Origin of the sequence: Mycobacterium sp. E735 (assembly GCF_001666955.1) — a bacterium.
Taxonomy (GTDB): Bacteria; Actinomycetota; Actinomycetes; order Mycobacteriales; family Mycobacteriaceae; genus Mycobacterium.
In genome coordinates, this window is record NZ_LZIX01000071.1 from 24,124 (window position 1) to 37,886 (window position 13,763).

Below are 13,763 nucleotides of genomic sequence, written 5' to 3' on the forward strand. Positions count from 1 at the left end.
ACAGTATGCGTACAAATGCCGCGGAATTCGTGGGCGACCGTGAGGAGGTACGGGGGTAGATGTCCGGCAGCGACGACGCTTCCGAGGACGCGGTGCTCTACGAGGCGACCGCAAGCGGCGTCGCGATTTTGACGTTCAACCGCCCGGACCGCCTCAACGCATGGGGCCCGGACATCGCCGCTGGGTTCTACGCCGCGATCGACCGGGCCGAACAGGACCCGGCCGTCCGGGTGATCGTGCTGACCGGGCGGGGCAAGGGTTTCTGCGCCGGCGCATATCTGGGCACGCCGAGTTCCGCACCGAGCTACGGCGACACGATGGAGAAGGCGAGCCAGACCAACCTCGCCGACCTCGTGGGCGAACGGCCACCGCATTTTGTGACCACGCTGCGCAAGCCCGTGATCGCGGCCATCAACGGCGCCTGCGTCGGCATCGGCCTGACCCAGGCGCTCATGTGCGACGTCCGGTTCGCATCCGCCGGCGCCAAGTTCGCCGCGGTCTTCGCCCGCCGCGGACTGATCGCCGAGTTCGGCATTTCCTGGATCCTCCCGCGTCTCACCACGTGGGGCGCCGCGCTGGATCTGCTGCTGAGTGGCCGCACCTTCCTCGCCGAAGAGGCGGCCGAGCTCGGCCTGGTCAAGGAAGTCGTCGCGCCCGAAGATCTGATGAAGCGTGCGCTGGACTATGCGGAGGACATCGCCCGCAACTGCTCGCCCGCTTCCATGGAAGTGATCAAGCGACAGGTGTACGGCGACGCCACTCGCGACGTGGTCGATGCCACCTCGCGCGCCGAGGTGTTGCTGCACGAGGCGATGCCGCGGCCGGACGTCATCGAAGGCATCACCAGCTTCCTCGAGAAGCGGCCCCCGCAGTTTCCCTCGCTCAACTCGACCGACGCCTAGCGTTCGCCGGGGATGCCGGAAAGGAAGATCATGGCCAGTTTGGGTTACCAGGCGATCGACGTCGACAACCACTACTACGAGCCTCTGGACGCTTTCACCCGCCACCTCGACAGGGCGTTCAAGAGCCGCGGCGTCCAGATGGTCACTCAGGGCAAGCGCACTCTGGCCGTTATCGGCGGTCGAGTCAACCACTTCGTGCCGAACCCCACGTTCGACCCGATCATCGTGCCGGGTTGTCTGGATCTGTTGTTCCGCGGGGAGATTCCCGAAGGCGTGGACCCGGCATCCCTGATGAAGGTCGAGCGGCTCGCCGACCACCCGGAGTACCAGAATCGTGACGCCCGGGTCGCGGTGATGGACACTCAGGACATCGAAACCGTGTTCATGCTGCCGACTTTCGCGTGCGGGGTCGAGGAGGCGCTCAAGGGCGACATCGAGGCGACGATGGCGTCGGTGCACGCGTTCAACCTGTGGCTCGACGAGGACTGGGGCTTCGACCGACCCGATCATCGCATCATCGCCGCGCCGATCATCTCGCTGGCCGATCCGGCGAAGGCGCTGGAAGAGGTGGAATTCGTGTTGGGGCGCGGCGCCAAGCTGGTGCTGGTGCGGCCGGCGCCGGTGCCCGGCTTGGTCAAGCCGCGGTCGTTGGGGCATCCCAGCCATGACCCGGTGTGGGCCCGGCTGGCCGAGGCGGGAGTCCCGGTCGGATTCCATCTCAGCGACAGCGGCTATCTGCACATCGCGGCGGCGTGGGGCGGCAAAGCGACGTTCGAGGGTTTCGGCGCGAAGGATCCACTGGACAACGTGCTCCTCGACGACCGCGCCATCCACGACACGATGGCCTCGATGATCGTGCACGGCGTGTTCACCCGCCATCCGAAACTCAAGGCGGTCAGCATCGAGAACGGATCCTACTTCGTCCACCGGCTGATCAAGCGGTTGAAGAAGGCGGCCAACACTCAGCCCCGTGACTTTCCCGAGGACCCGGTCGAGCAGTTGCGCAACAACGTATGGATCGCCCCCTACTACGAGGACGACCTGCGCGAACTGGCCAAGGTGATCGGCATCGACAAGATCTTGTTCGGTTCCGACTGGCCGCACGGCGAGGGCCTCGAGACGCCGGTTTCGTTCACCGAGGAGCTCACCGACTTCAGCCCTGCCGAAATCCGTAAAGTGATGCGCGACAACGCCCTTGACCTGCTCGGCGTCCCGGTCGCCTCGGCCGTCTAGCCGCTTCCCGCTATGAGCGAATGGACCGTGGGCGCCGTTCTGGACGCCATCGCCGACGTCGTGCCCGACCGCCTGATGACCGTATGCGGAGAACGCAAGAGCACGTTCGCCGAATCGGCGCGCCGCACCAATCGATTGGCGAACTACCTCGAGGACAAAGGGTTCGGTGTATACGCCCCGCGTGATGAGCTGCAGCGCTGGGAATGCGGTCAGGACCGGATCGCGCTCATCATGTACAACGACCTTTACCCCGACATGGTGATCGGATGCCTCAAGGCGCGCACCGTCCCGGTCAACGTGAATCACCACTACTCGCCCCGGGAGATTCGCGAGCTGCTCGACTACGTGCGCCCACGGGGCATCATCTACCATCGCTCGCTCGGCGCGCGGTTCGCCGACGTGCTGCCCCCGATCGGCACGGAGTTGCTGATATCCATCGACGATGGCAGCGCCGTTCCCCAACTGCCGAAGGCGATCTCACTCGACGACGTCCTGGCCGCCGCCAGTCCCGACCGCGAAGATGCGGGATCCCCGGATGACCTCATCATGATGTGCACCGGCGGAACGACCGGACGCCCGAAGGGTGTGCTGTGGCGCCAGAGCGACATGTACGTGTCGTCGATGGTGGGCGCCGACCATGCCAGCGTCACCGAGATTTACGACAAGGTCGCCGGGGGCGGGCAGCCGTGGTTCGCCGTTTCTCCGCTGATGCACGCGGCCGGCATGTGGACCGCCTTCGCCGCGCTCTGTGCGGGCTTGCCGGTGGTGCTCTACGACGACCGCAACAAGCTCGACGTGCGGTCGGTGTGGGAAACCGCCGAGCGGGAGAAGGTGGGCATGATGACCATGGTGGGCGATGCGTACGCCGGGCCGCTGATCGAGGAGCTGCGCACGCGTGCCTACGACCTGTCCTCGTTGCAGGCGATCGGCACCGGAGGGGCCGCCACCAACGCGAAACACAAACGCGCGCTGATGGAATGCCTGCCACACATCACGATCATCGAGGGCTACGGGTCTTCGGAGAGCGGGAACATGGCGTTCGGTCACAGCCGCGAAGGGAACGCCAGCGAGACGTTCCAGCCCAGGGAGGGCGCTACCGTCGTGTCGGCCGACCGCAGCCGGTTCCTGCGGCCGGGTGAGCAGGAGGTCGGCTGGGCCGCCAGGACCGGCCGCATCCCGCTCGGTTACTTCGGCGACCCCGAAGCCACGCAGCGGACCTTCCCGGAGATCGATGGCCGGCGGGTGGTGGTACCGGGCGACCGCGCATCTTTGGAAGCCGACGGCACCATCCGCCTGTTCGGTCGCGATTCGCTGGTCGTGAACACCGGGGGTGAAAAGGTTTTCGTCGAAGAGGTCGAGGAGGTGCTGCGCGCGCTTCCCGGCATCCTCGACGCCCTGGTGGTGGGCCGGCCAAGCGAGCGGTGGGGGGAGGAGGTCGTCGCGCTCGTCGCGACCCACCCCGATGCCCACCTGAGCCGGGACGCCCTGCACGGCGCGTGCACGACGCAGCTGGCGCACTTCAAGGCGCCCAAGGCCTTCATCTTCGTCGAACGGATCGAACGCCTCGGCAACGGCAAGCCCAACTATCGATGGGCCAAAGAGCGAGCCAGTCAACGAGATCCGGTGATCGCGCTCGTCCCATCCGATCCCGAAGGAAGTCATGAACACCAAAGCGATTGATTGCCTGGTGAACGTCCACTTCGGGGAAGCCGAATCTCAGCCGACTTGGATGCTCAAGGTCAGGGACGACTACTTCAAGGGTCCCGAGTCGATGTTCGCCCCGGTCGACCTCTCCGAGCTGCTCGCCGAGATGGACGAACAGGGCGTACAGCAGGCGATCCTGATGGACTCGCTCGCCAACCCGTCCACGACCGCGCGCAAGTTCGTCGAGGCCAGGCCCGAGCGCTTCGCGCTGGCCATGGGCGGTGTCAACCTGCTGCGCCCCGTGCGGTCGCTGCGCGAGCTGACCGCGGTCGCGGCGGACCTCCCCGTCGCGTATGCCGTAGTGGGGCCAAGCTTTTGGGGTGACGGCCAGTACCCGCCCAGCGACGCCGTGTACTACCCGCTCTACGCAAAGTGCGCGGAACTGGACCTTCCGCTGTGTGTGAACACCGGAATTCCGGGACCGCCCATACCCGGCGAGGTCCAGCACCCGATGCACCTGGACCGGGTGTGCGTGCGCTTTCCCGAGCTGCGGCTGTGCATGATTCACGGTGCCGACCCGTGGTGGGACGTCGCCATCCGATTGCTGCTCAAGTACGCCAACCTGCGCCTGATGACGTCGGCGTGGTCGCCCAAACGGCTGCCGGAGAGCCTGCTGCACTACATGCGCACTCGTGGCCCCAACAAGGTGATCTACGCGTCCGACTGGCCGGTGTTGCCCATGCGCCGGGTTATCCCCGAAGCCCGCGCGCTGGATCTTCCCGCCGAGGTACTGGACAACTACCTTTACAACAACGCGCGAGACTTCTTCTTCGGGAAGGACGAGTAACGATGGACCGCTTCGAACTACGCAGGCTGGATTACAGCTTGTCCGACGATCACGTCGCCCTGCAGGCGGCCTACAAGCAGTTCTTCAAGACCCACTGTCCGATCGAAACGGTGCGTGCCGCAGAGCAATCCGGTTTCGACAAGAGTCTCTGGGAGAGGTTGTGCGGGATGGGCGCCACCACGATGGCGCTGTCGGAGTCGTGTGGCGGTGACGGCGCCACCCTGGTCGATCTCACCCTGGTGGCCGAGGAGATCGGCCGGTCCCTCGCGCCGGTTCCGTGGATCGACCACGTCTGCACCGCGCGGCTGCTGGGGCGCCTCGGCGCGCTGGGGGAGGGCGCCGCCGGGATAGCCGAGGGCGAACAGCTGGCCGCCCTGGACCCGCGGATCGACGATGGGCGCGGTCCGCGGTTGATCCCCTCGGGGTCGATCGCCGATCACATCGTCGTCCGCGACGGCGACCAAGTCGTGCGCCTGACCTTTGGCACCCGTCCGGCGAAGGTAGACAACATCGGCCGGCTGCCGATGGCCTGGGTGGACCCAGCTGCGGCGGACGCCCGTGAGGTCGTCGCCGAGGGGCCCGAGGCACTAGCCGCTTACCGGCTGGCCCTGGACGAGTGGCGGCTGCTGACCGCGGCGGCGCTCGTCGGGCTGGTGGAGGAGACCATGACCATCGCGGCCGAATTCGCCAAGACCCGGTACACGTTGGGGGTGCCCATCTCCACGCTGCAGGGGATTTCGCACCCGCTCGCGAACATGGCCATCACCGTGCAGGGCGGCCGGAATCTGGCCCGACGCGCCGCCTGGTTCCTGGACAACGAACCCGACGAACGGCCCGAATTGGCGCCTTCCGCATTCGTATTCATGGCAGAGGAGGCCGCCAGGGCGGCGACGATGGCGGTCCACATTCAAGGCGGGCTGGGCGTTTCCGCCGAAGCCGCGGCGACGGCGTATCTGGTGCGGGCCCGGGGCTGGCCGCTGGCCGGCGGCGATCCGGGCGCGACGGCACAACGGGTGGCGCAGATCGTGGCCGCCCGCGAGGGCGCGGCGCAGCCGGCATAGGAAGGAGCGACACTGTGGATTTCTCGCGCGTCGAACTGTCCGACGAGGACGAGGCGTTCCGCGACGAAGCGCGGAACTTTCTGGCCACGCACATGACCGAAGAGATCAGGCGCCGGGACCGGGAAACGGGCGACAATTTCGACGAGGGCCTGCACCTGAAGTTCGGCGCCGCAGGCTATTTGGCGGCGGAGTGGAAACCGGAATCCGACGGCGGTTTCAGCCGGGTGCGGCGCCGTATCTGGGAGTTGGAGAAGCGGCGCGCACACGTTCCCTGGGTGACCTGGGGGACCACCGCGATGGTGGCTCGTTCGGTGGACAAGTTCGGGTCGGCGCAGCTGCGCGACGAGGTGTTACCGAAGGTCTTCAGCGGCGAGGTGAGGCTGTGCCTCGGCTACACCGAGCCCGAGGGCGGCTCCGACATCGCGACCTGCAAGACCCGCGCGGTCCGCGACGGCGACGGGTGGATCATCAACGGCTCCAAGATGTTCACGACCGGGGCCCATAACTGCCAGTACGTCTTCCTGATCACCAACACCGCCCCGGAGGCGCCGAAGCACAAGAGCCTGACCATGTTCCTGGTGCCGCTGGAATCGCCGGGCATCGACATCCAGGGCATCCGCACCGTGGACGGCGACCGGACCAACATCGTTTACTACAGCGATGTCCGCGTGGACGACAAGTACCGGCTGGGTGAGGTGAACGGCGGCTGGACGGTGCTGCGAGAACCGCTCAACGTCGAGCACGGCGCAGTCGCCGCCGCCCCCGACGGGCTGCAGGACACGTCAATCATGATGCACCAGGCCGGATTTCTGTCTCAGGCGGTGGACAAGGCGGCGGCGAGCGTCACGCGGCCCGACGACGACGGGCGCCGGCTCGTCGACGACAAGTCGGTCGCGTACCGCCTGGGCCGGTGCGTCGCCCGACTGGAGACGGCGCTGGCCACCCCGAGCATCTTCGGCCGGGTCGCCATCGCGCAAACCATGCGCGACATCTCCCCGGAACTCATGGACCTCCTCGGCGCGTCCTCGGCGCTGCCCTTCGGGACGGAAGGGGCCGCCGACGACGGCAGCGCCGAATACGCCTACCGATTCGCCCCGCTGGTCGGCATCTACGGCGGCACGCTGGAGGTGTTCCGCAACATGATCGCGCAGTACATGTTGGGTCTGGGTAAGCCGGCGTACGGGCCGCCGGCCAAGAAGGTCGGTTGATAGCGCGCCGAACGTGCACTCAGGGCGAGAAATCGGCCAATTCTTCGCCCTGAGTGCACGTTCGGCGAAGTTTCAGGTCGTCACCGCGGCCGTCGCCGGCGTTCTTCATGCGATAGCACCCGAGTCCTTCAGTTCCTCGATGCGGTCCCAATCCATGCCGAGCTCCATCAACACCAGCTCGGTGTGCTCGGACGCCTGTGGCGCGCGCGTGGTCACCAGCGGCTCGTGGTTGAACTGCACCGGACCGCGCACGACGCGGAAAGGCTTTCCGCCGCTGGCGAGCTCGACCTCGCTGACCATGTCGTTGGCCAGGGCCTGCTCGTCTTCGACCAGGTCGAGCAGGCTCTGGAACGGCGCCCACTGGCCCTTCATCGTCTTCAGGTGTTGCCGCCAATAGTCGAAGGGCTTGCCGGCGAAGGCCTTTGCGATCAGCTCGGCGGCCGCGCTGGCGTTCTGGATCAGGGGCAGCACGTCGGAGAAGCGGGGGTCGTCGGCCGCCTCGGGGATGCCGAGATGCTCGAACGTGTCGCGGATCAAGCCGGTCGGGCTGATGATGCACAGGTTGATAGTGCCGCCGTCGGAGGTTGCGTAGTTGCCCATGAAGGGGTTCACCGACATCGCGCCCGCGGCGCCCGGCATCGGGGTGCGCATCACCTGTCCGGTCTCCATGCCCTGCGTCACGCTCGCTCCCGCCGCCCACCAGGCGGTGCTCAGCAATGACACGTCGAGCTCGACGGCTTCGCCGGTGCGCTCGCGATGCAGCAGCGCCGCGGAGATGCCACCGGCGATGAACATGCCGCCGATGGAGTCACCGAACGCTGGAATACCCTGCCCCAGTGCGCCGCCCAGCTCCTCGGGGGTCAGCGCGTACCCGATGCCGCTGCGCGTCCAGAACGCCGTCCCGTCGTAGCCACCCACGTCACGCTCGGCGCCCTTGTCGCCGTACGCCGAACCTCGCGCGTATATGATGTTCGGGTTCACCGCGCGAATGTGCTCCACGTCGAACTTGTGCTTCTGCCGCTGCGCCGGCATGTAGTTGGTGAGGAACACGTCAGCGGTCTTGGCCAGCTCGTAGATCACCTCCTGGCCGCCCGGCGTCGAGACGTCGATCCCGACGCTGCGCTTGCCCCGGTTGGGGTGTTCCATCAGCGGATGCCGCTCCGGATCGAGTTGGATGCCGCCCATGTTGATGAAGCCGCGTTGGGTGTCGCCGCGCAGCGGGTGTTCGACCTTGATGACGTCCGCGCCCCAGTCCGCGAGGATCGCCCCCGCCGCCGGCACGAACGTGAATTGCGCGAGTTCCAGGACCCGGAAGCCCGACATAACTTTGACCATTTTCTCAGACCCTACTTTGCGTCGAATGTCACGGGAAGCGAAGTCGGCGAACGGAACGGCTGGCCGTGGATGTGGGGGTCGTCCTCGGTCAGCAGGCTGACGTTGGTCACTCGATCCAGCAGGCACTCGATCGCGACGCGGGTTTCCAACCGCGCGAGGTGCAGGCCCAGACAGGTGTGCTCACCTGCGGCGAACGAGATGTGCGGCACGTGCTTGCGGAAGATGTCGAATTCCTCCGCACGCTCCCAGCGCCGCTCGTCGCGGTTCGCGGACCCGATGCACACGCCGATCACAGACCGCGCCGGGATCTCGACCCCCTCCAGCTCGGTGTCTTCGGTGGTGAAGCGCTGCACGGTGGTAAGCGGTGTCTCGTAACGCAACCCCTCCTCGATCGCCTGCGGCAGCAGCCCGGGGTGGTCCCGCACCTCGGCGAACTGGTCCGGATGGGTGAGCAGCAGGTAGAGCAGGTTGCCCGACGAGCGGTACGTGGTCTCCAACCCGGCCGGCAACAGCAGCCGCAGGAAGGAGTAAATGCTTTCGTCGCTTAGCCTTTCGCCGTCGATCTCCGCCGTCACCAGGTCGCCGATGATGTCCTCGGTGGGTTCGGACTTGCGCCGTTCGATCTGCTCGACGAAGTAGTCCTTGAGCGCCGCCGACGCCTCGAAGGCGCGTTCGTAGTCGACGTGGTAGCTGATCAATTGCACGGCGCGCTTGCGGAAGGTCGGCAGATCGTCGGCGGGCAACCCGAGCAATCGGGCGATGACGCGAGTGGGAAATTCGAAGGTGAAGTTCCGGACCAAGTCGGCTTCGCCGGTGTGGATGAACTCGTCGATCAGCGCGTTGCAGATGGGCCGGACGATGGTGTTCTCCCAGCGGGCCAGCGCCTTGGATTTGAAAGCGGCGGAGACGAGGTTGCGATGGTCGCGATGCTTCTTGCCTTCCATCGCCAGGATGGTCGGCCCCATGAAGAGCCCGATCGTCTTGTCGTATGGCGCGGAGCTGAAAGTCCGGCCGTCGCGGAACACCGTGTTCACCGCATCGAAGGACACCGCGGAGTACTCCCGCTTGGGCATCAGCGACTCGGGCGTCTTGGAATAGTCCATCACCGTCCCGCGGAACACCCCGGACTCGAGACGCTTGCGGGCGAAGAACGGGTAGGGATCGCGCAGGCTGACGGTCTCGTCACTGCTGCGAACGTCGGTCGTCACGTAGCACTCCAGCATCTCCAGCAGAAACGGGGCAGGCCTCGCGTAAGATCGTACTGTAATTCTTACAGTAGACAATATGGGCGGGGCTGCCCGGGTCGGGCGAGTCAGCGGCGACTGCCGAGATGCCCGTGGATTGCGAACTCAGGCGCTATCCCTTACTTCGCGACCGCAGAGCCGTTCAACTCCCCGCAGGAGTGCGGAGTGGTCGAGGCTTCCGTCGCCGTTGGCCCGGGCGGCGGCCATGAGTTGCGCGACGAGGGAACCGACAGGGCTGATGGCGCCGACCTTGCGGGCTGCTTCGGCGAAGATGCCGAGGTCTTTGTGGTGCAGGTCGATGCGGAAGCCGGGCGTGAAAGACCTGCTCAGCATGTTGTGGGCTTTCTGATCAAGTACCGCTGATCCGGCGAGGCCCGCGCTGAGGACACTGATCGCCGCGTGAGTGTCCACACCATGCGCTTCGAGGAAGACGAGCGCCTCGGCAAGGAGTTGTATGTTGCCCGCGACGATGAGCTGGTTGGCGGCCTTCAACGTCTGCCCTGAGCCGCAGGGTCCGACGAGTGCGGCGTGGGCGCTGACCGCTTGCAGCACTGGTTGCGCCGCCGCGAAGTCCTCAGGGCTGCCGCCCACCATGACCGAGAGTTCGGCGTTGATGGCGCCAACCTGGCCGCCCGAAACGGGGGCGTCGATCATCCGGAGACCGCGCTGGCGCGCCCGGCTGGACAGCGTGCGTGTGACCTCGGGCCGGATGCTGGAGAAGTCGATGATCAGCGCACCCGGTTGGGCCGTCTCGAAAACTCCACCGTCGGCGGTTAGCACGGCTTCGACGTCGGGGGAGTCGGGCAGCATGAGGGCGACGATGTCGGCGTGCTGGACCGCGTCGGCGATGGAGTCGGCGGCAACACCGCCGGCGGCGACGAGGTCGGAAACTCGGTGACGCGATCGGTTGTATCCGGTCACCTGATGACCCGCGCGGACGAGGTTGACCGCCATGGGACTGCCCATGATTCCGAGACCGATGAAGGCGACCGCACTCACTACGACCCTCGCTTTTCTTTGATTCAACCGATTCGGAGCGGCAGAACCGCGTCAGGTGGGAAAGAAGCTCGATAGCGCGGCGGCGGTCTCGTCGGGCAGCGTTTCGGGGATGAAGTGCCCCGATGGCAGCGTCGTCGCGGTGACAGTTGCAGCACATTGGGCTTGCCAGAGGGCGTGAGCGTCGAACAGGCGATGCACTGCTCCGTTCTCGGCGGTCAGAACCTGTGTGTCGCAGGCGATCCGATGTCCGCGATCGCGACTGTGTTGATCGTGTTCGAGGTCGATGCCGGCGCTGGCCCGGTAGTCCTCGGCGGTGCTGTGCAGCGTCTCGGGAGTGCAGAAAGCGCGTTCGTACTCGGCAATCACCTCGCGTTCAAGGTAGTCGTCGTTCCCGCCTGATAGTTGTCGTAGCACGATGGCCAGGTAAGCGGCCGGGTTGCCTCCGATGAGAAGTTCGGGCAGTGGGGCGGCCTGAATGAGCAGGAACCAGTGAAAGTAGGCGGTCGCGAACTCTTGGTTGGTGGCCCTGTACATGTCGAGGGTGGGGGCTATGTCGATCAGAGACAGCTTCCTGACTCGGTGTGGGTGATCCAGCGCCAGGCGGGCCGCAACGCGCGCCCCGCGGTCGTGCCCACAGAGGTAGAACGAGTCTCGTCCGAGCTGATCCACGACCGCGACGAGGTCGTTGGCCATGGTCCGCTTGCTGTAATTGCTGTGATCGGGTAACCCGACCGGTTTGGCGGAGGCCCCGTAGCCGCGGAGGTCGGGTATGACCAGGAAGTAGCGGTCCCGCAGCCGGCCGGCGATGTGGCGCCACATCAAGTGGGTCTCGGGGTAGCCGTGCACGAGCAGTAGTGCGGGTCCGCCAGGGTTGCCGCCCCACCGGGCGTAGATAGCCGTTCCGTCGATATCGAAGGTACCGGCGTCGAATCCGGGGAACCAGCGCGAGTCCGCTTGTGCGACAGTCTGTTTTGGGTTTGGGCGGTCGCCGGGTTGGGCGTTGTCGATCATGTTCAGTGCGGCTCGGCGGGTGCACCCGACGATCTCATGACAATGGCCCTTTCGTGAGTGATGCGAGGTGCGAAACCGGAACTCCGGTGTGGCCGATGGTCACCGGCTGATGTGTTCCAGGAGGTGCTTGGACCACATGTCAGGTGACTCCAGTGGGCTGAAATGGCCGCAGTTGTCAAGGTACTCGAGGGTGAAGTCTTCGTAGAAGTCATCCAGGGTGTCGCTCCATGCCTGTGGGAACAGGGGTCCTGGTCCGGCCACAAGATGGTGATGGGCTTGGCGAACCTGTCTTCCCGTGCCGGCGTCGTCTCGTTTGCGTAGAAGGTGATCGGATTGCCCTCAGGGTTGCGGAACCACAGGACGCCGGCCAGGAATGCCCCTGGTGCGCAGTGGTTCTCGGTTAGGTGGTCAAGGAGGTCGTCGACAACGGTCGATCCGGGCGCCGACCAGTTCACCAGGTTTTCCTTGAGTGCAGCGCGGACGGCGCCGGGCTTGCCGTCGATGATTTCTTCGACGAGTTCCGACTTGTAGAAGATGGCGTGCACGAACGCGTTCACCGCGTCCTCTTCGAGAATCCGCCGCCCGACGCCCAGGGTGGGCGGTGCGACTACCAGCGATCGCACCAGATCGGGCCGGGTCGATGCGACCGTCTGGGCGGTGAAGCTGCCGATGTCGTATCCGCCCAGCACGGCATTGCTGATACCCAATTCTTCGAGCAGGGCAATGACGCTGCCCACCTGGCGACTGAGTGCGTAGGCCGTTGGATCGCTCAGGTGTTTGTCCGACTTGCCGTAACCGCGCAAGTCGATCACGGTGACATCGGCGTGCTCCACCAGTTGCGGCATGACCCTGGAGTACTCCCGGTGGTCGCCGGGGTTGCCGTGAATCAGGACGACCGGGACACCTTGCCCGGAGCGCTCGTAGTAGAGCTTGAAACCGTCGTGTTCGCTCGAGTAGGGCACGGAACCAATCCTTCCTGTCGGCGCACCAGCGCCTCGCGATCCGCGACGGTGCTGCTCCGAAAAGGGTTTACCCGGAGCCGGTTCGGGGCTCTCCGTAGTGATCGTAAAAGCTGGCCCGAGGTCAGATCGCCAGCTGGCTGGAATCGATCGCCTTCTGACTCATTTTGCCCGCCGGGACGCTCGTCAGCCGCCGGAAGGGACGCGGTCCGCGGTGCCTGCTCGCAGTCGCAGCGAGACGCCACCTAGTTGGTCAGCCCGCATTGTCGGTCAGTACCGGCATGTGTGTCGACGGTCCGGAAAGCTTGCCGGTACGCCTGGGGGCTGACGCCGACGATGCGCCGGAATGCGGGACGGAGCGACACCGCGGTGGCCAGACCTACCTGTCGCGCAATGGCGTCGACGGTCAGCTCGGTGCGCTCCAAAAGATTCTGGGCGCGCAGGATCCGTTGGTGCAGTAGCCATTGCAGCGGCGAGACCCCTGTTTGGACCCGGAAGCGGCGATCGAAGGTCCGCCGACTCAGGCCGGCTCGTGCGGCGAGCGCGTCAATGTCCACATGCTGCAGATGAGCGATGGCGTATTCCATCACCCTTCCCAATTCGACGTCTTCGGACCGGAGGGGGACCGGGCGATCGACAAACTGTGCTTGGCTGCCGCATCGTGCGGGCGACAGGACGAGATGACGGGCTATCGCCGTGGCCGCGGCGGCGCCCCAGTGGCGTCGCACGACATGAAGGCAGGCATCCAGACCAGCTGCCGTCCCGGCGCTGGTGACAATGTCGCCGTCGTCGATGAAGAGGACCGAGGGGTCAACGCGCACCGATGGATACCGCGCTGCCAGCGTGGGTGCATGGAACCAGTGTGCGGCGGCCCGCCGGCCGTCGAGCAGACCGGTGGCTGCGAGGACGAACGCGCCCATACACAGGCTCACGATCAAGGCGCCGTCGGCGTGTGCTGTGCGGACTGCTTCCAGTGACCCTGGGGGTGGGGCGTCATGAGGACTGCGCCAGCCGGGTAAGACCACAATCCCGGCGCGGTCCAGGGCCTCTAGCCCATGCGGTGGATCGAATCCAACACCGTCGCTGGTGCGCATCCGACCGGTTTCGCCGGCAACCGGTAGCACGGTGAATGCGGGAGCCCCGGCAGGATTCATGCCGAACACGCTCATCGGCACCGATGTCTCGAACATCGACGCCCCGTTGAACATCAGCACGGCGATGGTGCGCAGGCTTCGGCCTCCGCCCACGCGGCGAGCACCGGTCGAATTAATGCCGCCCGCATCGCGCGCGATCCCAACGCTGTCCTCACGCCGCGTCGGG

At 65.9% G+C, this 13,763-nt stretch carries 12 protein-coding genes; 6 read left to right on the top strand and 6 right to left on the bottom strand.

Annotated elements, in window-relative coordinates; translation table 11 throughout:
* The first annotated feature begins 59 nt into the window (after positions 1-59).
* Genes A5704_RS05595 through A5704_RS05620 form a run of 6 tightly spaced genes read left to right on the top strand, consistent with a single transcriptional unit; the run spans position 60 to position 6,895 of the window.
* Positions 60-902: an enoyl-CoA hydratase gene (locus tag A5704_RS05595; protein ID WP_067757760.1), complete on the top strand. Its 843-nt coding sequence runs from the start codon at positions 60-62 to the stop codon at positions 900-902.
* A 30-nt stretch (positions 903-932) separates the two neighbouring features.
* Complete coding sequence (locus A5704_RS05600) at positions 933-2,135, top strand: amidohydrolase family protein (RefSeq protein WP_067757869.1); 1,203 nt, start codon at positions 933-935, stop codon at positions 2,133-2,135.
* Between the two features lie 12 nt (positions 2,136-2,147).
* Positions 2,148-3,815, top strand: coding sequence for an acyl-CoA synthetase (locus A5704_RS05605; protein WP_067757757.1), 1,668 nt, complete (start codon positions 2,148-2,150; stop codon positions 3,813-3,815).
* Positions 3,796-4,626 (top strand): amidohydrolase family protein, encoded by an 831-nt coding sequence (locus A5704_RS05610; protein WP_067757754.1) that lies wholly within the window; start codon positions 3,796-3,798, stop codon positions 4,624-4,626. The genes A5704_RS05605 and A5704_RS05610 overlap by 20 nt, the downstream gene beginning before the upstream one ends.
* 2 nt (positions 4,627-4,628) lie before the next feature.
* Entirely contained in the window at positions 4,629-5,687 is a 1,059-nt protein-coding gene (locus A5704_RS05615; protein ID WP_067757751.1) for an acyl-CoA dehydrogenase family protein, read from the top strand.
* 14 nt (positions 5,688-5,701) lie between these two features.
* Positions 5,702-6,895, top strand: a complete 1,194-nt coding sequence (locus A5704_RS05620) for an acyl-CoA dehydrogenase family protein (RefSeq protein ID WP_067779851.1) — start codon at positions 5,702-5,704, stop codon at positions 6,893-6,895.
* A gap of 105 nt (positions 6,896-7,000) precedes the next feature.
* Here A5704_RS05620 and A5704_RS05625 read toward each other — a convergent pair whose 3' ends face one another.
* From A5704_RS05625 to A5704_RS05650, 6 genes are all read right to left on the bottom strand, one after another.
* The gene (locus tag A5704_RS05625) at positions 7,001-8,218 is read right to left on the bottom strand and encodes a CaiB/BaiF CoA-transferase family protein (RefSeq protein WP_067887774.1); all 1,218 of its coding nucleotides are present in this window, start codon (positions 8,216-8,218) and stop codon (positions 7,001-7,003) included.
* A 23-nt stretch (positions 8,219-8,241) separates the two neighbouring features.
* Positions 8,242-9,438, bottom strand: coding sequence for a cytochrome P450 (locus A5704_RS05630; protein ID WP_231968815.1), 1,197 nt, complete (start codon positions 9,436-9,438; stop codon positions 8,242-8,244).
* Between the two features lie 141 nt (positions 9,439-9,579).
* Positions 9,580-10,473 (bottom strand): 2-hydroxy-3-oxopropionate reductase, encoded by an 894-nt coding sequence (locus A5704_RS05635; protein ID WP_067779857.1) that lies wholly within the window; start codon positions 10,471-10,473, stop codon positions 9,580-9,582.
* Positions 10,474-10,524: 51 nt separating this feature from the next.
* Positions 10,525-11,484 (bottom strand): alpha/beta fold hydrolase, encoded by a 960-nt coding sequence (locus A5704_RS05640; RefSeq protein WP_082950240.1) that lies wholly within the window; start codon positions 11,482-11,484, stop codon positions 10,525-10,527.
* A 2-nt stretch (positions 11,485-11,486) separates the two neighbouring features.
* Positions 11,487-12,446 carry an alpha/beta hydrolase gene (locus tag A5704_RS05645; RefSeq protein ID WP_197508452.1) on the bottom strand — a complete coding sequence of 320 codons (960 nt, stop codon included), beginning with the start codon at positions 12,444-12,446 and terminating at the stop codon, positions 11,487-11,489.
* A 242-nt stretch (positions 12,447-12,688) separates the two neighbouring features.
* The gene (locus A5704_RS05650; protein ID WP_197498942.1) at positions 12,689-13,657 is read right to left on the bottom strand and encodes a GlxA family transcriptional regulator; all 969 of its coding nucleotides are present in this window, start codon (positions 13,655-13,657) and stop codon (positions 12,689-12,691) included.
* Positions 13,658-13,763: the final 106 nt, after the last annotated feature.

Excerpts from the sequence above, each read along its gene's own strand:
- A5704_RS05595 (WP_067757760.1), top strand. The coding sequence starts at position 60 with ATGTCCGGCAGCGACGACGCTTCCGAGGACGCGGTGCTCTACGAGGCG.
- A5704_RS05600 (WP_067757869.1), top strand. The coding sequence starts at position 933 with ATGGCCAGTTTGGGTTACCAGGCGATCGACGTCGACAACCACTACTAC.
- A5704_RS05605 (WP_067757757.1), top strand. The coding sequence starts at position 2,148 with ATGAGCGAATGGACCGTGGGCGCCGTTCTGGACGCCATCGCCGACGTC.
- A5704_RS05610 (WP_067757754.1), top strand. The coding sequence starts at position 3,796 with ATGAACACCAAAGCGATTGATTGCCTGGTGAACGTCCACTTCGGGGAA.
- A5704_RS05615 (WP_067757751.1), top strand. The coding sequence starts at position 4,629 with ATGGACCGCTTCGAACTACGCAGGCTGGATTACAGCTTGTCCGACGAT.
- A5704_RS05625 (WP_067887774.1), bottom strand. The coding sequence starts at position 8,218 with ATGTCGGGCTTCCGGGTCCTGGAACTCGCGCAATTCACGTTCGTGCCG.
- A5704_RS05640 (WP_082950240.1), bottom strand. The coding sequence starts at position 11,484 with ATGATCGACAACGCCCAACCCGGCGACCGCCCAAACCCAAAACAGACT.